The 23,311-nt window shown below is 71.7% G+C and carries 17 protein-coding genes and 2 pseudogenes; 7 read left to right on the top strand and 12 right to left on the bottom strand.

Features of this window, described 5'->3' with window-relative positions; translation table 11 throughout:
• Positions 1–11: 11 nt before the first annotated feature.
• The 9 genes from kdpB (OG689_RS02315) to kdpB (OG689_RS02355) all read right to left on the bottom strand — a co-directional run bounded on the left by kdpB (OG689_RS02315) (position 12) and on the right by kdpB (OG689_RS02355) (position 13,132).
• Positions 12–2,123: a potassium-transporting ATPase subunit KdpB gene (gene kdpB, locus OG689_RS02315; RefSeq protein ID WP_266317044.1), complete on the bottom strand. Its 2,112-nt coding sequence runs from the start codon at positions 2,121–2,123 to the stop codon at positions 12–14.
• Positions 2,123–3,784 carry a potassium-transporting ATPase subunit KdpA gene (gene kdpA / locus OG689_RS02320; protein ID WP_266317045.1) on the bottom strand — a complete coding sequence of 554 codons (1,662 nt, stop codon included), beginning with the start codon at positions 3,782–3,784 and terminating at the stop codon, positions 2,123–2,125. The genes kdpB (OG689_RS02315) and kdpA overlap by 1 nt, the downstream gene beginning before the upstream one ends.
• Positions 3,785–3,786: 2 nt before the next feature.
• Positions 3,787–3,876: a K(+)-transporting ATPase subunit F gene (gene kdpF, locus OG689_RS02325; RefSeq protein ID WP_191294550.1), complete on the bottom strand. Its 90-nt coding sequence runs from the start codon at positions 3,874–3,876 to the stop codon at positions 3,787–3,789.
• 333 nt (positions 3,877–4,209) lie between these two features.
• Entirely contained in the window at positions 4,210–6,195 is a 1,986-nt protein-coding gene (locus OG689_RS02330) for an APC family permease (RefSeq protein ID WP_266326802.1), read from the bottom strand.
• Positions 6,196–6,470: 275 nt separating this feature from the next.
• Positions 6,471–8,336 carry an APC family permease gene (locus OG689_RS02335; RefSeq protein ID WP_266317048.1) on the bottom strand — a complete coding sequence of 622 codons (1,866 nt, stop codon included), beginning with the start codon at positions 8,334–8,336 and terminating at the stop codon, positions 6,471–6,473.
• Positions 8,337–8,670: 334 nt separating this feature from the next.
• Positions 8,671–9,501: an SDR family NAD(P)-dependent oxidoreductase gene (locus tag OG689_RS02340; RefSeq protein WP_266317049.1), complete on the bottom strand. Its 831-nt coding sequence runs from the start codon at positions 9,499–9,501 to the stop codon at positions 8,671–8,673.
• A 377-nt stretch (positions 9,502–9,878) separates the two neighbouring features.
• The gene (locus OG689_RS02345) at positions 9,879–10,313 is read right to left on the bottom strand and encodes a hypothetical protein (RefSeq protein WP_266317051.1); all 435 of its coding nucleotides are present in this window, start codon (positions 10,311–10,313) and stop codon (positions 9,879–9,881) included.
• Positions 10,314–10,330: 17 nt separating this feature from the next.
• Positions 10,331–10,879, bottom strand: coding sequence for a universal stress protein (locus tag OG689_RS02350; protein WP_266317053.1), 549 nt, complete (start codon positions 10,877–10,879; stop codon positions 10,331–10,333).
• 120 nt (positions 10,880–10,999) lie between these two features.
• On the bottom strand, positions 11,000–13,132 hold the full coding sequence (gene kdpB / locus OG689_RS02355; protein WP_266317055.1) for a potassium-transporting ATPase subunit KdpB: 2,133 nt from the start codon (positions 13,130–13,132) through the stop codon (positions 11,000–11,002).
• Between the two features lie 425 nt (positions 13,133–13,557).
• On the opposite strand from kdpB (OG689_RS02355), the gene OG689_RS02360 reads away from it, so the two are divergent.
• The 6 genes and pseudogenes from OG689_RS02360 (at position 13,558) to OG689_RS02385 (ending at position 17,302) form a co-directional block, all read left to right on the top strand.
• Complete coding sequence (locus OG689_RS02360; protein ID WP_266317056.1) at positions 13,558–13,917, top strand: SAV_915 family protein; 360 nt, start codon at positions 13,558–13,560, stop codon at positions 13,915–13,917.
• Complete coding sequence (locus OG689_RS02365; RefSeq protein WP_266317057.1) at positions 13,914–14,417, top strand: hypothetical protein; 504 nt, start codon at positions 13,914–13,916, stop codon at positions 14,415–14,417. The genes OG689_RS02360 and OG689_RS02365 overlap by 4 nt, the downstream gene beginning before the upstream one ends.
• Positions 14,414–15,772 carry a diaminopimelate decarboxylase gene (gene lysA, locus OG689_RS02370; RefSeq protein WP_266317058.1) on the top strand — a complete coding sequence of 453 codons (1,359 nt, stop codon included), beginning with the start codon at positions 14,414–14,416 and terminating at the stop codon, positions 15,770–15,772. The genes OG689_RS02365 and lysA overlap by 4 nt, the downstream gene beginning before the upstream one ends.
• A 64-nt stretch (positions 15,773–15,836) precedes the next feature.
• The gene (locus OG689_RS02375) at positions 15,837–16,103 is read left to right on the top strand and encodes a hypothetical protein (protein ID WP_266317061.1); all 267 of its coding nucleotides are present in this window, start codon (positions 15,837–15,839) and stop codon (positions 16,101–16,103) included.
• A gap of 172 nt (positions 16,104–16,275) precedes the next feature.
• Positions 16,276–16,572, top strand: a pseudogene (locus tag OG689_RS02380) (winged helix-turn-helix domain-containing protein); the annotation flags it as partial.
• Between the two features lie 211 nt (positions 16,573–16,783).
• Positions 16,784–17,302, top strand: coding sequence for a universal stress protein (locus OG689_RS02385; protein ID WP_266317063.1), 519 nt, complete (start codon positions 16,784–16,786; stop codon positions 17,300–17,302).
• Positions 17,303–17,341: 39 nt separating this feature from the next.
• Here OG689_RS02385 and OG689_RS02390 read toward each other — a convergent pair whose 3' ends face one another.
• From OG689_RS02390 to OG689_RS02400, 3 genes are all read right to left on the bottom strand, one after another.
• Positions 17,342–17,758 carry a DUF3592 domain-containing protein gene (locus OG689_RS02390; protein WP_266317065.1) on the bottom strand — a complete coding sequence of 139 codons (417 nt, stop codon included), beginning with the start codon at positions 17,756–17,758 and terminating at the stop codon, positions 17,342–17,344.
• 88 nt (positions 17,759–17,846) lie between these two features.
• The gene (locus tag OG689_RS02395; RefSeq protein ID WP_266317066.1) at positions 17,847–20,366 is read right to left on the bottom strand and encodes an ATP-binding protein; all 2,520 of its coding nucleotides are present in this window, start codon (positions 20,364–20,366) and stop codon (positions 17,847–17,849) included.
• A 69-nt stretch (positions 20,367–20,435) separates the two neighbouring features.
• On the bottom strand, positions 20,436–22,247 hold the full coding sequence (locus OG689_RS02400; protein ID WP_266326804.1) for an amino acid transporter: 1,812 nt from the start codon (positions 22,245–22,247) through the stop codon (positions 20,436–20,438).
• A gap of 351 nt (positions 22,248–22,598) precedes the next feature.
• On the opposite strand from OG689_RS02400, the pseudogene OG689_RS02405 reads away from it, so the two are divergent.
• A pseudogene (locus OG689_RS02405) lies at positions 22,599–23,132 on the top strand (arsenic resistance protein); the annotation flags it as partial.
• Positions 23,133–23,311: the final 179 nt, after the last annotated feature.

Genomic DNA, 23,311 nt, shown 5'->3' on the forward strand with positions numbered 1-23,311 from the left:
TTTCCTCCGTTTCAGCTCAGGCCGGGGATGAACTGGACAATGAGGTCGATCGCCTTGATGCCGACGAACGGTACGACCAGACCGCCGAAGCCGTAGATCCCGAGGTTGCGGCGCAGGAGGGATCCGGCGTCGGACGGCCGGTACTTGACGCCGCGCAGGGCGAGCGGGATCAGGCCGATGATGACCAGTGCGTTGAAGACGATCGCCGAGGTGATGGCGGAGGTGGGGCTGTGCAGGCCCATGATGTTCAGGTGCCGCAGGCCCGGGTACACGCCGGCGAACATCGCCGGGATGATCGCGAAGTACTTGGCGACGTCGTTGGCGATCGAGAAGGTTGTCAACGCCCCTCGGGTGATAAGGAGTTGCTTGCCGATCTCGACGATCTCGATCAGCTTGGTGGGGTTGGAGTCCAGGTCCACCATGTTGCCGGCCTCCTTGGCCGCCATGGTGCCGGTGTTCATCGCCACGCCGACGTCGGCCTGGGCGAGGGCCGGGGCGTCGTTGGTGCCGTCGCCGGTCATCGCGACCAGCTTGCCGCCCTCCTGCTCCTTCTTGATCAGGGCCATCTTGTCCTCAGGGGTGGCCTCGGCGAGGAAGTCGTCCACGCCGGCCTCCTCCGCGATCGCCTTGGCGGTCAGCGGGTTGTCTCCCGTGATCATGACGGTGCGGATGCCCATCCGGCGGAGCTCGTCGAACCGCTCCTTCATGCCCTCCTTGACGACGTCCTTGAGGTGGATGACGCCCAGGGCACGCGGGGCGCCGCCGCCGATCCGCGATGCCACCAGCAGCGGCGTGCCGCCGGCCGCGGAGATCCCGTCGACCAGCTCCGCCACATCGCTCCCGACGGTGCCGCCCTGCTCGGTGACCCAGTTGGTGACCGAGCCGGCCGCGCCCTTGCGAACCGACTGCACCACCCCGTCCTCGTCCAGGTCGACACCCGACATCCGGGTCTGCGCGGTGAACGGCACCCAGGTGGCGTGTTCCAACTCGCCCTGGGCGCGGGCCCGCAGACCGTACCCGGTCTTGGCGAGCACCACGATCGAGCGTCCTTCGGGCGTCTCGTCGGCCAGCGAGGAGAGCTGTGCCGCGTCGGCCAGTTCCTCGACGGTGACCCCGGCGGCCGGCTGGAACTCGGCGGCCTGCCGGTTGCCGAGGGTGATGGTGCCGGTCTTGTCGAGCAGCAGGGTGTTGACGTCCCCGGCGGCCTCGACGGCGCGACCGGACATCGCGAGGACGTTGCGCTGCACCAGCCGGTCCATGCCCGCGATGCCGATCGCGGAGAGCAGTGCGCCGATGGTGGTCGGGATGAGCGCCACGATGAGGGCGACCAGGACGACCATGGGCTGCGGGGCGCCGGCGTAGGTCGCCATCGGCTGCAGGGTGACGACCGCGATCAGGAACACGATCGTGAGCGAGGCCAGCAGGATGTTGAGCGCGATCTCGTTCGGCGTCTTCTGCCGGGCGGCGCCCTCGACCAGGGCGATCATCCGGTCGATGAAGGACTTGCCGGGCTCGGAGGCGATCTTCACCACGATCCGGTCGGACAGCACCTTGGTGCCGCCGGTCACGGCCGAGCGGTCGCCGCCCGACTCGCGGATCACGGGGGCGGACTCGCCGGTGATCGCCGACTCGTCCACCGAGGCGACGCCCTCGACGACGTCGCCGTCGCCGGGGATGGTCTGCCCGGCCTCGACCACCACGTGGTCACCGAGCCGCAGGGCCGTTCCCGCCACCTCCTCCTCGGCCTGCGAGGCGGGCCAGTCGACGAGCCGGCGGGCCATCGCCTCGGTCTTCGCCCGGCGCAGCGTCTCCGCCTGCGCCTTGCCACGCCCCTCGGCCACGGCCTCGGCCAGGTTGGCGAAGATCGTGGTCAGCCAGAGCCACACGGTGATCGCCCAGGCGAACACGCTCGGGTCGGCGACGGCGGAGACGGTGGTGACCACCGAGCCGACCTCGACCACGAACATGACCGGGTTCTTGTACATGACGCGCGGGTCGAGCTTCTTCACCGCGTCGGGGAGCGCGGCGACGAGCAGTTTCGGGTCGAGGAGACCGCTGGCGACTCTGTGGGGCGCCTGGGCCTCGGTCGTGTCAGCCGGTACTGGGGTGAGAGTGGACGACATCAGTGCAGACCTTCCGCGATCGGCCCGAGAGCCAGGGCCGGGAAGTAGGTGAGGCCGACGACGATCAGGACGACGCCCGACAGCAGGCCCACGAACAGCGGCTTGTGGGTGGGCAGGGTGCCCGGAGTGGCGGGAACCGGCTGCTGCTGGGCGAGCGAACCCGCCAGCGCGAGCACGAACACCATCGGCAGGAACCGGCCGAACACCATCGCCAGACCCAGCGCGGTGTCGTACCAGTCGGTGTTGACGGTGATGCCGGCGAACGCCGAACCGTTGTTGTTGGCGGCCGAGGTGAAGGCGTACAGCACCTCGGAGAAGCCGTGCGGACCGGAGTTCAGCATCCCGGCCCGCTCGCCGGGCAGCGCCATCGCGACGCCCGCGCCGATCAGCACGATGCTCGGGGTGGTGAGGATGTAGAGGGAGGCGAACTTCATCTCCCGGCCGCCGAGCTTCTTGCCGAGGTACTCGGGGGTGCGGCCGACCATCAGACCGGCCACGAAGACCGCGACGATCGCCAGGATCAGCATCCCGTACAGGCCGGAGCCGGTACCGCCGGGCGCGATCTCGCCGAGCATCATGTTGAAGATCGTCAGGCCACCGCCGAACGGCGTGAACGAGTCGTGGAAGGAGTTCACCGCGCCGGTGGAGGTCAACGTCGTCGACGCCGCGAAGAGGCCGGAGGCCGCGATGCCGAATCGCTGCTCCTTGCCCTCCATCGCCGCGCCCGCCGCGTTCAGGGCCGTGCCGCCGTGCTGCGCCTCGGCGAAGGTGATCAGCGCCGCGGAGGCGACCCAGAACAGGCCCATCACGGCGACGATCGCATAACCCTGGCGGTTGTCGCCGACCATCCGGCCGAAGGCCCGGGGCAGTGCGAACGGGATCACCAGCAGCAGGAAGATCTCCAGCACGTTGGTGAAGCCGGTCGGGTTCTCGAACGGGTGCGCGGAGTTGGCGTTGTAGAAGCCGCCGCCGTTGGTGCCCAGCTCCTTGATGACCTCCTGCGAGGCCACCGGGCCGCCCGGGATCGACTGCGGGTCGCCGGCGAGCGTCGCCACCTCGTGGAAGCCGTGGAAGTTCTGCACCACGCCGTTCGCCACCAGGACGAGGGCGAAGACGATGGCGAGCGGCAGCAGCAGGCGCAGCACGATCCGGGTCAGGTCGACCCAGAAGTTGCCGACCCGGTCGGTGCGGTTGCGGGTGAAGCCCCGGATCAGAGCCGCCACGACGGCGATGCCGACGGCGGCGGAGACGAAGTTCTGCACCGCCAGGCCGGCCATCTGCACCAGGTGGCCCATCGCGGACTCGCCGCTGTAGGACTGCCAGTTGGTGTTGGTGACGAAGGAGATCGCGGTGTTCCAGGCCTGGTGGCCGGGCATCTGCGGGACGCCCAGGTTCAGCAGCAGGAAGGTCTGGAGGCGGATCAAGCCGTAGAGGAAGAGGATCGAGACGGCCGAGAAGGCCAGGACCGAGCGGAGGTAGACCGGCCAGCGCTGGTCGGCGTCACCGTCGACGCCTATGAGGCGGTAGATGCCGCGCTCGGCCTTGAGGTGCTTGGCGGTGGTGAGGAGTCCGGCGATGTAGTCGCCGAGAGGGCGGTAGCACAGGGCCAGCGCGCCGACGAGGGCGAGAGCTTGCAGCCAGCCCGCGAGTGTGGAGCTCATAATCAGAACTTCTCCGGGTGGATCAGCGCCAGAACGAGGTAGCCGACGAGCGCGGCGGCGACGAGGAGACCTGCGATGTTCTCGGCGCTCACAGCTTCTCCACCCCTCGCGCGATCAGGGCGATGACGGCGAACACGGCGACCGTGACACCGACGAAGATGAGATCGGACATGGGCTCCACCCAAGGGTTCAGGGGCCTGGCCGTATCGGTCCGAAGGCCGGCAACGGCGCCGGCGGCAGACCGGCAAGAGCAGCAAATCAGCCGGTCAGGCCGCCGAGGGCCGTCCTGACGAGCTCCATACGGGCACCCCCGCGACATTGACGCGTCCTTGATGCCGGCGTCACACACCGGAGACCTGAGGTGCCCGGAAAGCGTCGGGCCCCGGGCAGCGGAGGAGCTGCCCGGGGCCCGTGCACAAGGAGCGTCAGACCTTCTCGGACTCCGGGACGGCCTTCGTCCGCACCGGCTCGCCACGGCGCACCGCGCCCGGGGCCCGGCGGGCCGGACGGTCGGCCCTGGGGGCCGAGGAGAGCTGCCAGGGCACGCTGATGACCATGACCCCGGGGGTGAACAGCAAGCGGCTCTTCAGCCAGAGCGCCGACTGGTTGTGCAGCAGGTTCTCCCACCAGTGGCCGACCACGTACTCCGGGATGAACACGGCGACGGCGTCACGGGGGTTGCCCTGTCGGACGCCGCGAACATACCCGACGACCGGCTTGGTGATCTCGCGGAACGGCGAGTCCAGCACCTTCAGCGGCACGCGAATTCCGAACTCGTCCCACTGAGCCCTCAGCTCGTCGGTGGAGTCCTTCTCGACCGCGACCGTGACGGCCTCCAGGGTGTCCGGGCGGAACGCCTCGGCGTAGCCGATCGCCCGCAGGGTGGGCTTGTGCAGCTTGGAGACCAGCACGATGCCGTGCACCCGGGACGGCCGGGCCGACTCGGCCTGCGGGTCCTCGACGGCCAGTTCCTCGGCGACGGTGTCGTAGTGCCGGCGGATGCCGCGCATCATCAGCCAGAGCACGACCGCGGCGACCACCGCCAGCCAGGCGCCCTGGGTGAACTTGGTCAGCAGCACGATCACCAGCACCAGGGCGGTGGTCACCGCGCCCAGGCCGTTGATGATCCGCGAGCGCTGCGCGGCGCCCCGCACCTGGGCGTCGGTCTCGGTGGCCAGCGCCCGGTTCCAGTGCCGGACCATGCCGATCTGGGACAGCGTGAAGGAGGTGAAGACGCCGAGGATGTAGAGGTGGATCAGGCTGGTGACGTCCGCCTGGTAGAGCCAGAGCAGGCCGCCGGCCACCACCGCGAGGGCGATGATGCCGTTGGAGAAGGCCAGCCGGTCGCCGCGGGTGTGCAGTTGCCGGGGCAGGTAGCGGTGCTCGGCGAGGATCGAGGACAGCAGCGGGAACCCGTTGAAGGCGGTGTTGGCGGCCAGGATCAGCACCAGCGCGGTGGCTGCCTGGATCAGGTAGAAGAGGATGCTGTCGCTGCCGCCGAAGACGGAGGCCGCCAGCTGCGCGATCACGGTCTGCTGGGTGTACGTCGAGCAGTCGCCGGCGAGGCCGGTGAGCTGGCAGGCGTCGTCGACGTAGTGCACCTTCGCGACCAGGGCGAGCGCGGTGACCCCGACGAACATCACCACCGCGGTGATGCCCATGACGGCCATCGTGCTGGCGGCGTTGCGCGACTTGGGCGCCCGGAAGGCGGGCACGCCGTTGGATATCGCCTCCACGCCGGTCAGCGCCGTACAGCCGGAGGCGAAGGCCCGCAGGCCGAGCAGCAGCAGGCCGAGACCGGCCAGGGCGTCCTTGCCGTGCTCCGGTTCGACCCCGAAAGCCGCGCTCTCGGCGACCGGCGCATCCCCGAACACCACCCGGACCAGACCGGTGGCGATCATCAGCAGCATGGCCCCGATGAACAGGTACGTCGGCGCGGCGAACGCGTTGCCCGACTCCCGGACACCCCGCAGGTTCATCGCGGCCAGGACAGCCACGAACCCCACGGCAAGCAGGACCCGGTAGTCGGCCAGACCGTTGAAGGCCGAGATGATGTTGTCGACGCCGGACGCCACCGACACCGCGACGGTCATCACGTAGTCGACCAGCAACGAGGCCGCCACCACCAGGCCCGAGTTCGCACCCAGGTTCTTGGAGACCACCTCGTAGGAGCCGCCCCCGCTCGGGTAGGCGTGCACCACCTGGCGGTAGGACATCACCACGACGGCCATCAGCGCGACGACGCCCGCCGCGACCCAGGGGGTCAGATAGAGGAAGGCGGTGCCGCCGACGGTGAGCACCAGCAGGATCTCCTGGGTGGCGTAGGCCACCGAGGAGAGCGGGTCGGACGCGAAGATCGGCAGCGCCAGTCGCTTCGGGAGCAGGGTCTCGCCCAGTTCCTCGCTGCGCATGGCTCTACCGATCACGAGGCGCTTCAGCGCCTGGGGCAGATTGAACACATGGGCGAGCGTAGGCGGCTCCGGCGTTAGGACAATGGGACCGAAATCGGCGCACCGAGCCGCCGACGACCTCGACGACCTGACTGTTTCCGCAGGTCAGATAGGTCAACCATCGCCGAAGTGCGAGCCTCCCGGGAGCGTTGAAGGGTGCCGTTAAGGGATCGTCAAGATATGACGATGGAATCGGACATACCGCCCAAATCGGCTGATCCGCCAGGTCTGCCTGCCTACATCCGCATCCGCAGTCGGCACACCACCGCGTCCGTGTGGCGGCGCAGTGCGCGGTCGATGACGGCGCCGCGCTGGTTCTGCAGGGCGCGCTGCCAGAGCCGGGCAGGCTCGACCTCGGGGATCAGGACGGTGATCCGGTCGTAGACGTGCTCGGCGGCGAGTTCGTTGACGAACGCCGCCAGCGGCGGGCCGAGTCGCCGGTGCCCGTCGGGCACCTCGATCAGCGGGACTCCGGGCCGCCACAGTTCCCAGTCGCGACGCAGGGTCTCGGCCGCCTGCTGGTCCTCGGCGTCGGGGGCGGTGTGGACGACGGTGACCGCGAGGACTTCGTCGCCGAGCGAGACGGCGGCGCTCAGGGCGTCCCGGGTGAGCCGGGTGATCACGGTGACCGGGACGACGACCAGCGAGCGCTGGCGGGTGACCGGTCCGGGCACCCGACCGAGTTCCAGCCGGTCGCCGATCCTGGCGTACGCACGGTGGACGGCCTCGAACAGCAGGACGAGCAGGGGGAGCGCCAGGCAGACACCCCAGGCGCCCTCGGTGAACTTGGTACCGGTGACGACCAGGGCCGCCACGCCGGTGAGCAGTGCGCCGAAGCCGTTGAGCAGTGCCTTGCCCTGCCAGCCGCGGCCACGCTCCCCGTTCCAGTGCCTGACCATGCCCACCTGGCAGATCGTGAAGCCGACGAAGACACCGATCGCGAAGAGCGGGACCAGGCTGTTCACGTCGCCGCCGGAGCCGACCAGCAGGGCGGCCGAGGCCAGCGAGAGGAAGAGCACGCCGTGGCGGTGCACCTGGTGGTCGGCGCGCAGCGCGAAGACGTGCGGCAGGTGGTTGTCGCGGGCCAGCAGGCGCAGCAGGACGGGCAGGCCGCCGAAGGAGGTGTTGGCCGCCAGCCCGAGCAGGATCACGGTGGCGAACTGCACCAGGTAGAAGCCGAAGCCGTGGCCGAGCGAGGCGTCCGCCAGTTGCGCGAGGACGGTGACCCCCTCCACCGGCTGGAGGTGGAAGCGGCCGATCAGGACGGCCAGGCCGATCAGCATCACGCCGAGCAGGCCGCCGAGCGCGACCTCGGTGTGCTGCGCGCGCTTCACGCGAGGCGTCCGGAAGGACGGGACGGCGTTCGCGACGGCCTCCACGCCGGTGAGCGCCGAGCAGCCGGCGGCGAACGCCTTGAGCAGCAGCAGCGCGCCGACCGCGGTGGCGTTGCCTGCCAGCGCCGAGGCGTGACCGGCGGCGGCCTCGGTGGAGGCGGGCGCGTCCCGGAACAGGCCGATGACGATGATCGCCAGGATCGAGAGGACGAAGACGGCCGTCGGTGCCATGAACCAGCGCGCGGACTCCGCGATCCCCCGCAGGTTGACGGCGGTGACCACGGCGAGAACCGCCAGGCAGAGCCAGACCCGCTGCTCGTAGAGGCCGGGAAACGCCGAGGTCAGGGCGGCGACCCCGGCCGTGACGGACACCGCCACGTTCAGGATGTAGTCGATCACCAGGGAGGCGGCGGCCGTCAGCGCCGTCCGTCTGCCGAGGTGGGCCTTGGCGACGGCGTAGGACCCGCCGCCGTCCGGGAAGGCCGCGATCACCTGCCGGTAGGAGGCGACCAGGACGGCCAGCAGCACGGCGATCGAGACGGTGACCGGCAGGGTGAACCCCAGTCCGTACGAGCCGGCCGCCGCCAGTACCAGGACGATCGACTCGGGTCCGTACGCCACCGACGCCATCGCGTCCAACGAGAGGGCCGCCAGGCCGCCGAGCGCGGTCAGCCGGTCGCGCTGCCGCTCCGGCGGTATGCCGGTATCGGGGGGATCCGCCTCGCCGGCGGGGTGGGTGGACCGCTGCGCGTCGGTGGCACCGAACATCGAATGACCTCCGTGGATGGAATGCGCTGCCTGGATGTTGTCCCCTGTTCGGGGTGGCTTCCGGCAGCCCATACGGAACCCTGACGTCCGCGCCCGGAGCCCTGACGCAGCCTTGATGTCCGAAGGAATGCCGCTGCCCCGGGGCGCCGTCGGCCTTACGGCCGTAAACGGACAGCACCTCGGGGCGGCGGTTGTGGACACCCGGCGCCGGTGGCACACGGCGCCGGGTGGATCAGGGGCCTACCGGCAGGCCCTGCGGCCGTGGTTGGCCTTCTTCTTGCGGCGGGTCCGCTTCCTGCGTGCGCGCTTGGACATGGTGCTCCGTTCCCTGCCCTCAGGCCTGGGTGACCAGCTGGTCGGCGAGCCTGGTGAGGCGGCGCAGTGAGCGCTCCTCGTGGACGACCTGGGCGCTCCGGGCGATGTCGCCGCCGTCGTAGTACTCGCCGTGGGTGAGGCGGAAGTCCGGCAGGCAGAGCTTCACGACGGCCGCCGCTCCGTCCGCCGGCGGCGCGCCGACCCGCCCGTACAGCGGGAGCAGGGCGGTGTCGCAGAGACCGGGATTGACGCTGACGGCGGTGATGCCCGAGTCCTCGGGGGCCATGTCGCGGGTGGCCATGGTGAGCGCGAGCTGGGACTGGGCGTACGCGGCGACCCGGGAGTACCTCCTGGCCCGGTTGGGGTCGCTCCAGTTCATCGACGCGGTGCGGTGCAGCGAGGAGGAGACGTTGACGATCCGGGCGTCCCCGGCCGCCGCGAGAGGTTCCCGGAGCAGCCTGGCCAGCAGGTGGGCAGCGAGGAAGTTCACCTGGAGCGAGACCTCGTTGCCGTCCTCCGACAGCGTGCACCGCTCCGGTGCCATGATCGCCGCGTTGTTGACCAGCAGATCGAGAGCTGGGAAGGCCGCGGCGACCGTGCCGGCCAGTACGGCGACCTCGACGAGACGCGTGAAGTCGGCCGCGACCAGGTGGAGCCGGTCCCGGGACGCTCCTGCGGCGACCAGCCGCTCGACGGCGTCCTCACCCTCATGAGCGGTGCGGGCGTGCACGATGACGGTGACACCGTGCCCGGCGAGCAGGCGGGCGGTCTCCCAGCCGATCCCTGAAGAGGCACCGGTGACCAGGGCCGAGCGGGCGGACGACACGTGGGAGGAAAGGACTGCGGACATGACCCATCCAAGGGTTTGCGAGGCACCCCGGGAGGACCGGCGTGCTGACATGCGCGCCGGGGCCGGGAGGTGCGGGAGGTGTACTGCTAACGATGCGCCGGCCGGTGGGGCGATCGGAGCCCGGGCCGGAGATGGCGCGGGCGGCCGTTGCGGCCCGCCCGCGGTGCGACCGGGACAGCCTCGGGGAGGACGCTCTACCGGACGGCGGGTATCACCGCGACCGTCCCCCGGCCTGCGGCCGCGAGGTGCCCCCTGCCGAGCACCCGCGGATGAGGCGGGCGGTCGTGGTGGCGGGTCGAGCGGTTCATGACGTTCATTGAAGTACGCCGGCGCTGCCCGAGCAAGGCCCGTTCACCTGCCCTGATGAATCCTTGACGTCATGTCAGTCCCGGATTGCGGGCACGGTCCGGTGCAGGGAGTACCTGTACCCGGACAGTCCGTCGGGGCAGCGCGGCGGGGAGCGACAGCAGGAGCGCGGCAGCGGTGAAGAGCCCGAGGCGGGTGAATTCGACGCCCGCGCCGCCCCACTCCAGGGTGGCGTAGCGGTGCACCACGAAGCCGTTGAAGAACAGCCAGCCGGCCCCCGCGATGAGGGGCGCCGCCGTCGGACGGGAGAGGGCGCCGAGGAGGACGCAGAGGACTGTGAAGCCGCTCAGCGCGAACCAGGTGGCGTGCAACTCACCGACCACCGCCAGGGTGGGTGCGAGGACGGCGAAGCCGCCCAGCGCGACCGCGCCCGACATGCTGACCGGAAGACGTTGCACCAGCGGCCGGAAGCTGCGTCGGCCGGGGCGAGCACGGTAGAGCCTCATGGGCGTCCACCCCCTTCTCAGCGGCTCGGGGCCGGAGTGGTCGGCAGGTGCCAGACGGTGCGCCGATGGATGGCCGCCAGTTCACGGTGGAGCGGAGGCCTCGGCACGGCGAGCACCGGGCAGGCCGCGTGTTTGACGCAGTGCGCCGTCACGGAAGGCCGAAGCCCGCGGCGCAGCAGGCTGCCGCCGCCGGCTCCGACCACCAGCAGGTCGGCCGCGCGGTCCGCGGTGTGCACCAAGGCGGGGCCGCTGTCCCCGCGGATGACCTGGGCGGAGAGACGCACGTCCGCGGGCGCTCCGCCGAACGCCTCGCCGAGGGCCTCCTTCAGACGCACCGCCGCGGCCTCCTCCCAGGTCGCCAGCAGGGGCGGGCAGGGCGCCAGCCGGTAGCCGTGCTCACCGCCCGGCGGGATCCAGGCGAGCACCGCCATTACCTCGGAGCCGGTGCGGCGACTCTCGGCGACAGCCCGGTGCAGCGCTGCCAGGCTGCCGAGCGATCCACTCACACCGACCACGATCCGCCCGGGCCGCTGCTCGCCGCGGCCGACCCCGTCCAGGTCCGTCATTTCCGTTCCTCAGTTCACTCGACTGCCTCCAGCCAAGCCCACCGGCATGGGGGGAGACCGTTCCCTGACGCTTTCCTGACGACCGCGGTGACGATCCGAACGCGTCTCTGACGGGAGACGTCAGAGACCGGGGACGAACTGCACCAGCAGGTCGATCAGCTTGATGCCGACGAACGGCAGGACCAGTCCCCCGAGGCCGTAGACCCGCAGGTTTCGGCCGAGCAGGTCGGAGGCCGATGCCGGCCGGTAGCGGACACCGCGCAGGGCGAGCGGGATCAGCGCGACGATGATCAGTGCGTTGAAGATGATCGCCGAAGTGATCGCCGAAGCAGGACTGTGCAGATCCATGACGTTCAGGTGTCGCAGGCCCGGGTAGGCGCCGGCGAACATCGCAGGGATGATCGCGAAGTACTTGGCGACGTCGTTGGCGATCGAGAACGTCGTCAACGCGCCCCGGGTGATGAGCAGTTGCTTGCCGATCTCGACGATGTCGATCAGCTTGGTGGGGTTGGAGTCCAGGTCCACCATGTTCCCGGCCTCCTTGGCGGCCGAGGTGCCGGTGTTCATCGCCACGCCGACATCGGCCTGGGCGAGGGCCGGCGCGTCGTTCGTGCCGTCACCGGTCATCGCGACCAGCTTCCCGCCCTCCTGCTCCTGCCTGATCAGCGCCAGCTTGTCCTCCGGGGTGGCCTCGGCGAGGAAGTGGTCGACCCCTGCCTCCGCCGCGATCGCCCGGGCCGTCAGCGGGTTGTCGCCCGTGACCATGACGGTCCTGATGCCCATCCGGCGCAGCTCGGCGAACCGCTCGCCGATGCCGTCCTTGACGACGTCCTTGAGCTGGATCACGCCCAGCGGGCGGGCACCGTGCCGGTCGTGGACGGCGACCATCAACGGGGTGCCGCCACCCGCCGCGATCACGTCGACGATCTCGAACGCCTGCGGCGGGACCTGTCCGCCGCGCTCGTGCACCCAGGCCGCGACCGCCGCGGCGGCGCCCTTACGGACCAGGACGGGTGGCGCGTCGGTCCAGTTCAGGTCGACGCCGCTCATCCTGGTCTGCGCGCTGAACGGGACGAACTCCATCCGGCCCAGCTCGCCCGCGGCGCGGGCCCGCAGGCCGTACCTCTCCTTGGCGAGCACGATGATCGAGCGGCCCTCGGGGGTCTCGTCAGCGAGGCTGGACAGCTGGGCGGCCTCGGCGAGCTGGCTGTCCGACACCCCGGCGAGCCGGACGAAGCGGACCGCCTGCCGGTTGCCCAAGGTGATCGTTCCGGTCTTGTCGAGGAGGAGCACGTCCACGTCACCGGCCGCCTCCACCGCCCGGCCGGACATCGCCAGCACGTTGCGCTGGACGAGGCGGTCCATCCCGGCGATACCGATCGCCGAGAGCAGCGCGCCGATCGTGGTCGGGATCAACGCCACCAGCAGGGCGACCAGGACGGTGGTGCTCTGCTCGGCGCCGGCGAAGACGGCCATCGGCTGGAGCGTGACGACGCTGAGGATGAAGACGACCGTGAGGGAGGCGAGCAGCAGGTTGAGGGCGATCTCGTTCGGGGTCTTCTTACGCTCGGCGCCCTCGACCAGGGCGATCATACGGTCGATGAAGGTCAGCCCGGGCTTGGACGTGATCCGGACGACGATCCGGTCCGAGAGCACCTTGGTACCGCCGGTGACGGCACTGCGGTCACCGCCGGCCTCGCGGATGACGGGGGCCGACTCGCCGGTGATCGCGGACTCGTCGACGGCCGCGACGCCTTCCACCACGTCGCCGTCACCCGGGACGGTCTCCCCCGCCTCGACGACCACGAAGTCGTACAGCAGCAGCTCCTCCGCAGGCACCCGCTCCTCGGGGCAGCGCTCCAGACCGACGCGCCATCGGAGGAGCCGCCGCGCCACCGTGCCCGTCCTGGCCCTTCGCAGGGACGCGGCCTGGGCCTTGCCGCGGCCCTCGGCCACGGCCTCCGCGAGGTTGGCGAAGACGACGGTCAGCCAGAGCCACAGGCTGATCAGCCAGGCGAAGACGCTCGGCGACACCAGGGCGGAGAGCGTGGTGAGGGCCGAGCCGACCTCGACGACGAACATCACCGGGTTCTTCACCATCACCCGCGGATGAAGCTTGTGCAGCGCCTCCGGCAGGGAGGTGAGCAGCTGTTTCGGGTCGAAGAGACCGCTGGCGGCACGGTGGCGGCGGACCGGTGGCGGTTGCGGTGCCGGGGAGGTGGTGGGGTCCTTCTCAGGAGCCGGTGCAAGCATGCGTCGAACCTTCTGCGGGCGGGCCGGTCACGGGGGCAGTGGGACGGGGCCCAAGCCAACCGTCCCCGGGGCTGCCGCCCGGCTTTGCTGACGCCTTTCTGACGGATCGACAGGGAAGATTGGCGCGGCCTTGACGCCTGGGTGCGTCCCCCGGCGTCCCGGAACCGCTCCGGTATCGGGTGATCCGGCCCGACCGCTCCGGAGCCGCTCCGCGTGGCCCTCTCCTGCACCTCCCCGGGCTCCGCGCAACCCCCGTTGCGCCGAACGGATGAGCCACGTCAAGGCTTCGTCAGGGCAGGCCCCCGGGCAGTCAACGAGTCGTCAGGATCACCCGCTTCCCGCGTGGGCCCACCTAGCGTCGGAGATGTTCTCCTCGGGTCGACGAGGACCCGCCCCATCTCCACCAGTCTTCCGGAGCACCCGCCATGACCAACACCACCCCGGCCCCTACGGAGCCCGAAGAACCCCGGCCCGTACTGCACGTCCCGGTCCGAGCCGTGGGAGCCGCGTACGCACTGCGGCTCTTCAAGCAGCGCGACGGCAGCCGCTGCGCCGTCGCGTTCACCTCGGCCACCGCGCTGACGACGCTGCTCGGGCCCACCCAGCGCTCCGTCCGACTCGCCGAACCCGCCCTGCGCGCCCTGGCGACACCGCTCGGCACCACCACGCTGGTCATCGACCCCCAGCTGGTCGCCCCGCCCGTCGCCCCGCACACCGCGGCGCGGACCTCCCGCACCGCCGGGCACGCGGCGCCCCGTTTCCCCGCCCTGCAGCCCCAGCGATGACCGCCGACCGACCGGCCGACCCGGCCGACGAGGTGGAGCTTCAGCCGCTGAGCGCGCCCCTGGGCATCGGCCCGGCCCACGCCGGCGCCCCCGCCCTGCGGCTGTGCCCCAACGAGGTCACTACCGCTGCCCCAAGGCAGCGGCCGACCCGCAGCGGATCCCCGCTCGGCGCCCCCGACGGGTTCGACCCGCGCACCCCGGGGCGGCCGCTGCGGGCCGTCGCCCGTGTCACCCACGGGCCGGTGCCGCTGGACTTCCAGCGGCTGGCAGCACGGATTCCCGCCGTACGGGGAGGACTCGTGCTGGCCGGGGAGGCCGACCTGGAACTGCATCCGGCCTGCGTCGACCAGTGCGAGCTGCGCGCCGTCGTCGCGGACCTGCGCCGGGCCGGCGCCGCCCGGGTACAGGTCGAGCTGGTCCTGCGCCGCCTCGTCCCGTCGGTGGACACGGCAACCCGCCCGGCGTCCGTAGTAACCCTCGCAAGGAGCGCCGCCTCATGACCCTCACCCCCGTCCGCGGCTGCCTGTACGCCGACGAACCCGACACCACCCCCGGTACCCCCATCGGCACCCCCTGGCCGGCCTCGGCCCAGGACGGCCCCGCCGGGCTCACCGTCGCCGGGGTCGCCCTCGCCGACGCCGCCGACCGCTTCGGAACACCGCTCTACGTCCTCGACGAGGACGAGGTCCGCTCCCGCTGCCGCGCCTACCGCACCGCCCTGCCGGGCGCAGAGGTGCTGTACGCCGCGAAGGCGTTCCTGTGCAGCGCCCTCGCCGACTGGATCGCCGAGGAGGGCCTCGGGCTCGACGTCTGCTCCGAGGGCGAACTGCGCCTGGCCGCCGCGGCCGGCTTCCCGCCCGAGCGGATCCTGCTGCACGGCAACGCCAAGAGCCCCGAGGAGCTGCGGCTCGCCCGGCGCCTGCGGGTCGGGCGGATCGTCGTCGACAGCCTCGCCGAGATCCCCCGGCTCGCGGCCCTGAGCAGTTCGGACACGCCCCAGCGCGTTCTCGTCCGGGTCGTCCCGGGCGTGGCCGCAGGCCACCACGAGGCCGTCCGCACCGGCGTGGCGGGGCAGAAGTTCGGCTTCGCCCTCGAAGGCGGCGACGCTCTGGAAGCCGTCCGGCGCATCCTGGCCCAACCCGGCCTGGTCCTGGCCGGACTGCACTGCCACCTCGGCTCCCAGATCCCCTCCGTCGAGCCGTACCTCACCGCCGTCGACCGCCTCGTCGAACTCCTCGCGGCGATCCGCGACGAGCACGGCGTCCAGCTGCCGGAGCTCGACCTCGGCGGTGGGCACGCGGTGACCTACCTCCCCGGGGAGGCCGCGCTGGACCTCGACGAGTTCGCCGCGCTCGTCCCCGTCCGACTGGCCGATGCCTGCAAACGCCGCCGCCTGGACGTCCCCCGCCTGGTCGTCGAGCCCGGCCGGGCGGTCATCGCGCCAGCCGCGGTCGCGGTCTACCGGGTGCTGACGGTCAAGCACACCGCCGACGGCCGGGTGTACGCCGCGGTCGACGGCGGCATGAGCGACAACCCCCGGCCCGCCCTGTACGGGGCCCGGTACGCGGTGCGCCTGGTCGGCCGCACCTCCACCGCCGCCGTACGGGAGGTCGACGTGGTCGGCCGCCACTGCGAGGCCGGCGACGTCCTGGTCCGGGCTGCCCGCCTGCCTGCCGACCTGCGCCCGGGCGACCTGCTGGCGGTCCCCGCCGCCGGCGCCTACCAGCTCTCGATGGCCTCCGGCTACAACCTGGTCGGCCGCCCCGCACTCGCCGCCGTCCGCAGCGGTCGGGCCCGGCTGCTGATCCGGCGTGAGAGCGTCGAGGACTTCCGCGCCCGCGAGGTCGGCCGCTGAGCCGTCCTCGCCGCAACCTGCCGACAACCCGCACCTGCTGACGCCTCGTGAAGGTGGTGTCCACATGACCGTTCCCGGTACCTTCCACCTCCGCACGCCCGTCCGCTCCACCCGGGCGCACGGACCCTCGCGCGTGTTCCTGACCGCCCTACTTCGACGGCTGGCCGACAGCCCCCTCGACAACACGGTGCTGCAGGCCCTCGGCGGCCCCTCGCCCGCAGGGGGTGACAGCCCGCGCCGTCCTCCCGTCCCCCTTCAGGCCAGCTGGCGGCCGGTCGTGAGCGCCGACGGCCGGCGGCGGCTCGAAGCCCGCTGGGATTCGGAGCACTGAACACGCCGCCCAGCGACTCCGGCCGCTGACGCATTCACAAGGGGAAAGCATGTCCCTGCACTACCCGCGGGTCTCCCGCATCCACGCGGTCCACCCGGCCGCCGTACAGGCAACCGCTCTGCTCGTCGCGGCCCGGCGCCGGCCGGACCGGTCCCGGGTCGAGGCCGGTGGAATAGCGGTCGACGGCGAAGGTCGCACCGCCACCGTCGGCGGCCGCGCGCTCCGGCTCACGTTCATGGAGTTCGAGCTCCTCGCCCACCTGGTGGCACACCCGCTGCGGGTCTACACCCGCCGCCAGCTGCTGCACCTCGTGTGGACCCAGGAACCGTTCGGCGACTCGCGGACCGTCGATGTCCACATCGCCCGGTTGCGCCGCAAGCTCGGCCCTGAGCACCGGGACCGGATCTCCACCGTCCGCCAGGTCGGATACCGCTTCGACCCTCGGGGCACCGCGACAGCGAGCGGCTGACCCCACGCCGGACCGGATGCCGCACCCGGTCCAGCATGTCAAGGCCGCATCAAAGAAGCGCCGGGACGCGTACGACGTGCGTCAAGGCCGGTGCCGCAGGGTCAGCGAGGGCGTCGAATGGAGGGGCAGGGCCGGCCGGAATCCTCCGGGGAGCACAGGTCCGTCCCGACCGGCAGGCGCCGACCGGGACACGGAAGGGAAGCGAGCAGCCATGGTCGAGAACAGTCGGGTCGTCGTCGGGGTCAACGGCTCGTTGAGCAGTCTCGCGGCCCTGTACCGGGCGGTGGAGGAGGCCGGCAGACGCGACGCGATGCTCGTCCCGGTGATCGCGTGGACCGCCGCGGACAAGACGCTACGGCCGCTCTCGGAGCTGGAGCACGTCGCCCGCAGGTGCCTGGACACCGCGTTCGAGCAGGCCTTCGGCGGGTACCCCGGCGACATCGTCATCCGCCCGCTGGTGGTCCGCTCCCAACCCGGCCGTGCTCTGGTGGCCGCTGCGAGTGGCCCGGGTGACCTGCTGGTACTCGGCAGCGGCCACCACGGCAGGGTCCAGCGGGCACTGCACGGCTCGGTCGTCCGCCACTGCCGCGCCCACGCACGCTGCGAGGTGGTCGTGGTCTCCCCGTCCGCGCTCCTGGAGAGCCTGGAGCTCACCGCGCGCAGTGGGGCGCCCATGCCGTTCGCCGCCGGAAACGCCCGAGTCTCGCACCGTCCCGCCGCAGCACGGTGAACCACGGACCGCGACCCGCACCGAAGCGTCGGCGCCCCGTCAGACGGCGAGCAGGAACAGGGCCAACGACAGGAACACGGCCACGGCGCCGAGAACGATGAACGCTCCGTCCAGCCAGACGCGTTCGCGCCCCCGGACCGCGATCTCGCGGGGGGCCGCGGGGTCGTAGCTGATCCACACCTGCCCGCCGTCGGCCAGCGGCTGCGCACGGCCCGCGGGCACCGGCGAGGAGACCTCCATCACGGCATCGTCCACGGTCACGAACTGCAGCAGCGGCCGCCCAGCCCCGGTGCGGTCTCCCGCATCGGCCGGGCGGTATCTGACCAGCGCCTGCACGGGCACTCCCACCCGTCGCAGCCTGCGGGTCCGGTTCAGCCCCATTGCACCGGCGAGGTAGGCGACCGCCCCGCCCATGCCGACGAGGAGAGCGAGCGGCAGCAGCCGACCGGCATCCATCGGAGTCCTCCTCCCTGCGACGGTGCGGGCAGGCCCGCCCGTTCCAGTCTGCGCCGACGGACCGGTGCACGGCAGTCCCACGAGCGGTTCAGGGTGCTGCTGCTCGGCGAAGACCGAACACGAAGGTGGTACCGCCGCCGGGGGTGTCCTCGACGGTGAGTTCGCCGTTCATCGCCTCGGTGAAGCCCTTGGCGACCGCAAGGCCGAGTCCGAGGCCTGCGGGCAGCCGGCGGTCCCGGCCGGTGCCGTGGTGGAACGGCTCGAAGAGCCTGTCCCGCTCATCGGCGGCGATCCCGGGCCCGCGGTCGACGACCCGCAGATGAACCCGGTCGGCCACCGCGCCGGCGTCCACCCGCACCGGAGTGCCCGGCGGCGACCAGGTCCGCGCGTTCGCAAGCACGTTGGCGAGCGCCCGCTCCAACAGCCCCGCATCCGCCTCGACCTCGGGAAGGTCCTCGGCGACGTCGATCTCGACCGGGGAACCCACGCCTGCCAGGCCGGCCAGCGCTACGCGAAGGACCTCGCCGAGATCGGTCGGTCCGAGCGTCACAGGAACCTTCCCGGCCTGAAGGCGGCTGAGGTCGAGCAGGATGGCGATCAGATGCGCCAGCCTGTCCGACTCGGTGTCGATGACGTCGCAGCACCGGTGGACAGCATCCGGCCGCCGGTCGATCCCGGGCGACAACAGACTGGCGGCCGAGACCTTGATCGCGGCCAGCGGTGCTCGCAGATCGTGCGCGACTGCTTCCAGCAGGGTGGTGTGCAGTGCGTCGGTGTGTGCCAGGGCCGAGGCGGTCGCGGCCGCCTCGGTGAGGCGCTCGCGCTCCTGCGCGAGCCGCAGTTGCGTGACGAACGGGCCGAGCAGCCGGGTGTTCTCCTGGGTGAGCGACGGGCCGGACAGGACGAGTACGGCGCCCTGGTCGAGGTCGGCGGCGAACGGTGCGTCCTCGGGCCGTTCGGGCGGCGGGGCGCCGGAGGACGCCGCGACCCGCCAGGCGTTCCCTTCGGGGACCAGGATTCCCGCCGCTTCCAGAGCGAAGGTCCGCCGTAGTTCCACCAGCAGCCGCGGCAGGGCCCGCGCACCCGTACGGACGGTCTCCCCGGCGAGGCGGGCGAGCGCCTGCGCCTCAGCCCGGGCCCGGGCGGCCTGCACGGAACGACGGGCCAACCCGTCGATCAGGTGGCTGATGATCCCGGCAACGGCCAGGAACACCACCAGTGCCGCGGTGTCCGCCGAGCGCTCGACAGTGAGGCTGTACCAGGGGGAGGTGAAGAAGTAGTCGGCCGACAGGGCCGCTACCAGGGTCGTTACGGCTGCCGGGGCAAGGCCGCCGAGACGGGCGACTCCCGCGACCACGAGCAGCAGGCACAGCAGCGCGCCGGACAGGCCGAGCGAGCCGCGCAGCGGCGACAGCAGCACCGCGAGCGCGAGGGCACCCGCCGGCCCGAGCAGCCAGGCCGACCAGAGCCTGCGCCGCGCGACGACCACGGGTCGGCGACTTCTCGGCGACTTCGGAAGCTCCAGCATCCCGGGGCCCGGTGGTGGCAGCACCCGGACGTCGATCGGGCCGGCCATGCGGATCGCCCGGTTGATCACAGAACCGCTGACCAGCTCGCGCAGCCGTGAGCGGCCGGTCGGGCCGAGCAGGATCTGGGTGGCGCTCTCGGTCCGCGCGAAGTCCACCAGGGCTCGGGCGATGTCCGTGCCGTCGACCTCGACATAGCTGGCGTGCAGTTCCCGCAGGAGGCGGCGCTGCCCCTCCAGTGCGGACGGCTCGGACCGCACGGTGCCGTCGTCGATCCGCACGTGGACCCCGATGAGGTCACCGTGGACCCGTCTGGCCGTCCGCGCGCCCCGCCGGATCAGGTGCTCGCCCTGCGGGGCGCCGTTCAGCGCGACGACGATCCGCTCCTTCGTCTCCCATGGTGCCTTGATGCCGTGCCGGGCCCGGTAGTCGGCGAGCTCCTCCTCGACCCGGTCGGCCAGCCACAGCAGCGCCAGCTCCCGCAGCGCGCCCAGGTTCCCGGCCCGGAAGTAGTTGTCCAACGCGATGTCGATCTTGTCGGGCCCGTAGACGTGCCCCTCGGCCAGCCGCCGCCGAAGAGCCTCCGGGCTGAGGTCCACCAGCTCGATCCGGTCCGCGCCACGCACCACAGCGTCCGGGATCTGCTCGTGCTGGACGACCCCGGTGATCTGCTCGACCACGTCGTTGAGGCTCTCCAGGTGCTGGATGTTCAACGTCGTGGACACGTCGATGCCGGCGCTCAACAGCTCCTGCACATCCTGCCAGCGCTTGGAGTTGCGCCGGCCCGGCGCATTGCTGTGCGCCAGCTCGTCCACCAGGGCCAGCCCCGGGCGACGCGCGAGCACCGCCTCCACGTCCAGCTCGGTCAGCTCCACTCCGCGGTAGCGGACCGCACTCCGCGCGACGAACGGCAGGTCGCCCAACTGCTCCTCGGTACCCCGGCGCCCGTACGTCTCCACCAGGCCGACGACCACATCCAGCCCGCCCTGGCGAAGCCGCCGCCCCTCGGCAAGCATCGCGTACGTCTTCCCCACGCCCGGGGCCGCGCCCAGGTACACCCGTAGCTTCCCGACTCTGCTCACCGGGGCCTCCACTTCGACGCCTCGGCCGGTCCTACGGCGCCTGTCTCCATCGTCGCGCCGACCGGCCGGTCAGCCGACGTGGACCCGGGGGCGGCGGGTGCGGTCCCGCTCGGCCTCCCGCAGGACTTCGCGGGTGACCGGGGCGACCTCGCCCTGTCCGAACAGGAAGAACCGCAGGAACTGCGCGAACGGGTTGCCCTCGGTCCACTCGAAGTAGATGTGCGGCTGCTGCCCGGTGGCGTCCCGCACGTGCAGCAGCAGCGCGGCGAGCGCGTTCGGGATGCTGGAGTGCTCCAGGGTCAGGACGCGGTAGCGCCCGTGCAGCACCTCGCCGCGGACTGTCAGCTCCGCCTCGAAGTCCGACGGGTCCCGGACGGTGACCTCCACGAACACCAGGTCGTCCTCGACCGGGATGTCGTTGTCCGTCCGGATCTGCTGGAGCTTCTCCCGGTACTCGGCGAGGTCCCGGTTGTCGGGCTCGTTGGCGATCAGCCGGATGGTCCGGTTCGAGCAGTCCCGGACGAAGCGCTCGGCCACCTGGTCGAGGACGACGTCCGTGACCCGCAGTTCGAAGGCGCGGGCCAGCCGGGAGGCGAGTGAGACCAGCACGATCGCGGCGATGAAGCAGGCACCGATCTTCACGCCGTCGGGCCGCTCGGCGATGTTGTCGCCGGTGGTGTAGACGAACACCGCCGCGATGATCGCGAAGCCGACGGTCCAGCCGCGCTGGCCGGCCTTGTGCGCGGCGATGGTCACGGCGATGGCGGCCGAGGTGATCAGGACCAGGACACCGGTGGCGTAGGCGCCGCCCTGCTCGTCGACGCTGGCGTCGAAGATCCAGGTGATCAGGAAGGCGACCCCGGTGAGCACCAGCACCATCGGCCGCACGGCCCGCGCCCAGTGCGGCGCCATGCCGTAGCGCGGCAGGTAGCGGGGCAACAGGTTGAGCAGGCCGGCCATCGCGGACGCCCCGGCGAACCACAGGATCGCGATGGTGGAGACGTCGTAGACGGTGCCGAACGCGCTGCCGAGGTACTCGTGGGCCAGGTAGGCCAGGGCGCGGCCGTTGGCCGCGCCGCCCGGCTCGAAGGCGGCGGGCGGGATCAGCAGGGTCGTGATGAAGCTGGTGGTGATCAGGAACACGCTCATGATCACGGCGGCGGTGGTGAGGAGCTTGCGGGTGCCGCGGATCCGCCCGACCGGCTTCTCCTCGGTGTCGCCCTCCTCGCCCTCGATGTGCGGCATCACCGCGACCCCGGTCTCGAACCCGGACAGGCCCAGGGCCAGTTTCGGGAAGACCAGCACGGCCACCCCGACCATCGCCACCACGTTGCCGTGCTCGACGGTCAGCGCGTGCGTCCAGTCCGTGACCAGGTCGGGATCCGACAGCACGTGCCACAGCCCGACCGCGACCACCACCACGTTCAGCGCGAGGTAGACCGCCACCAGCACCACGGCGACGCCGATCGCCTCGCCGAAGCCCTTGAGGAACACCGCCCCGAGCAGGGCCACCAGGATCATCGTGATCAGCACCTGGCGGCCGTGCAGTGCGCCGGTGAGGTGCGGGTTCTCCACCAGGTGCGCGGTGGCGTCGGCGGCGGACAGGGTGATGGTGATCACGAAGTCGGTCGCGGCGAAGCCGAGCAGCGCCAGCACGAACAGCTTGCCCTGCCAGAACGACAGCAGGCGCTCCAGCATGGCGATCGAGCCCTGCCCGTGCGGGCTCTCCTGGGCCACCCGCCGGTACACCGGCAGCGCCCCGCACAGGGTGACGATCACCAGCACGACGGTCGCCACCGGCGACAGCAGTCCGGCCGCCAGCGCCGCGATGCCGGGCTGGTAGCCCAGGGTGGAGAAGTAGTCCAGACCGGTCAGGCACATCACCCGCCACCAACGCTGCCGATGCTCCGCAGGAGCTTCGGCGTGCGGGCCCGGGTGCTGCTTGACCCGGTCCGCCGCGCCCTCCAGCAGCCACGCCCGCAACCGCTGCCGCGCCGACGGCGAAGAACCGCGAGCACCCGAAGCTGAGGTCACCACCCTGCACTCCCGTCGGCCGCCACAAATCCCCCGGCCGCCAGGCGAGCGGCGTCGCCAGGCTATGCGAGCCGGCCTCCCCACCCCCGCAGGACGCCGACCGGCGCACACACCGTCACCCCAACAGCGGCTGCCCCGCACCACCGGCCGAGGCTGGCATTGAGGACCGGACCGGCCGGCAGACGGGCGGGCGGACACCTGCTCCCGGGGTTCCTCTACCTGTTCATGGGATCGGAGCTCGCCGACATCGTCGCGGTCGGCCCCGTTCGTCGAGGCTTTCGCGTTCCTGATCGTCATCCCGCTCGCCCTCGCCTGGGCCCTGCAGGCATGGGCCGCCCGCCGGACGGCCGGACGGAAGGTCTCGGACGCGGCGACCACCACGATGGCCCGCTGATGGCCACGACCCTGCTGACCGTGGTGGCCGCCCAGGTGCCCGAGCTCGGGGACAGCCGGGGCGACGTCGTCGGCGTCGTCCCGTTCTACGTGCTGTTCCTCGTCGTGATGGCGTTCGCCGGCAAGGCCGTGGCCCGGCCGCTCCGCCTCGACACGGCTGCCGGGCGGGCGATCGTGTTCACCGGCGCGACCCGCAACTCGCCGGTCGTCCTGCCACTCGCGCCGGCGCTGCCCGGCGAGCCGGCGATCGGCTCGGTCGTCGTGGTCACCCAGACCCTGGTCGAGGTCCTCGGCATGCTCGCCTGCGTCCGCCTCGTAGCGCACCTGGTGCCCGCCGACGCCCCGGCGCCCATGACCGCCACTGACGACGCGCCGGGCCCCGTCCAGCCTGCCACTGGGCAGCTTCGCGGTGTGCTCCGGGCAGGCCGCACCATCATGAGCCGCGTCCGGACGTGGTGGGAGCGGCGGGCCGGGGGCCAACCGTCAAATGCCCGTCAAGAAAGCACTCGGAACCGCCC

It is taken from the genome of Kitasatospora sp. NBC_00240, assembly GCF_026342405.1.
Taxonomy (GTDB): Bacteria; Actinomycetota; Actinomycetes; order Streptomycetales; family Streptomycetaceae; genus Kitasatospora.

Excerpts from the sequence above, each read along its gene's own strand:
- kdpB (WP_266317044.1), bottom strand. The coding sequence starts at position 2,123 with ATGTCGTCCACTCTCACCCCAGTACCGGCTGACACGACCGAGGCCCAG.
- kdpA (WP_266317045.1), bottom strand. The coding sequence starts at position 3,784 with ATGAGCTCCACACTCGCGGGCTGGCTGCAAGCTCTCGCCCTCGTCGGC.
- OG689_RS02330 (WP_266326802.1), bottom strand. The coding sequence starts at position 6,195 with ATGCGCAGCGAGGAACTGGGCGAGACCCTGCTCCCGAAGCGACTGGCG.
- OG689_RS02335 (WP_266317048.1), bottom strand. The coding sequence starts at position 8,336 with ATGTTCGGTGCCACCGACGCGCAGCGGTCCACCCACCCCGCCGGCGAG.
- OG689_RS02340 (WP_266317049.1), bottom strand. The coding sequence starts at position 9,501 with ATGTCCGCAGTCCTTTCCTCCCACGTGTCGTCCGCCCGCTCGGCCCTG.
- OG689_RS02345 (WP_266317051.1), bottom strand. The coding sequence starts at position 10,313 with ATGAGGCTCTACCGTGCTCGCCCCGGCCGACGCAGCTTCCGGCCGCTG.
- OG689_RS02350 (WP_266317053.1), bottom strand. The coding sequence starts at position 10,879 with ATGACGGACCTGGACGGGGTCGGCCGCGGCGAGCAGCGGCCCGGGCGG.
- kdpB (WP_266317055.1), bottom strand. The coding sequence starts at position 13,132 with ATGCTTGCACCGGCTCCTGAGAAGGACCCCACCACCTCCCCGGCACCG.
- OG689_RS02360 (WP_266317056.1), top strand. The coding sequence starts at position 13,558 with ATGACCAACACCACCCCGGCCCCTACGGAGCCCGAAGAACCCCGGCCC.
- OG689_RS02365 (WP_266317057.1), top strand. The coding sequence starts at position 13,914 with ATGACCGCCGACCGACCGGCCGACCCGGCCGACGAGGTGGAGCTTCAG.
- lysA (WP_266317058.1), top strand. The coding sequence starts at position 14,414 with ATGACCCTCACCCCCGTCCGCGGCTGCCTGTACGCCGACGAACCCGAC.
- OG689_RS02375 (WP_266317061.1), top strand. The coding sequence starts at position 15,837 with ATGACCGTTCCCGGTACCTTCCACCTCCGCACGCCCGTCCGCTCCACC.
- OG689_RS02385 (WP_266317063.1), top strand. The coding sequence starts at position 16,784 with ATGGTCGAGAACAGTCGGGTCGTCGTCGGGGTCAACGGCTCGTTGAGC.
- OG689_RS02390 (WP_266317065.1), bottom strand. The coding sequence starts at position 17,758 with ATGGATGCCGGTCGGCTGCTGCCGCTCGCTCTCCTCGTCGGCATGGGC.
- OG689_RS02400 (WP_266326804.1), bottom strand. The coding sequence starts at position 22,247 with ATGTGCCTGACCGGTCTGGACTACTTCTCCACCCTGGGCTACCAGCCC.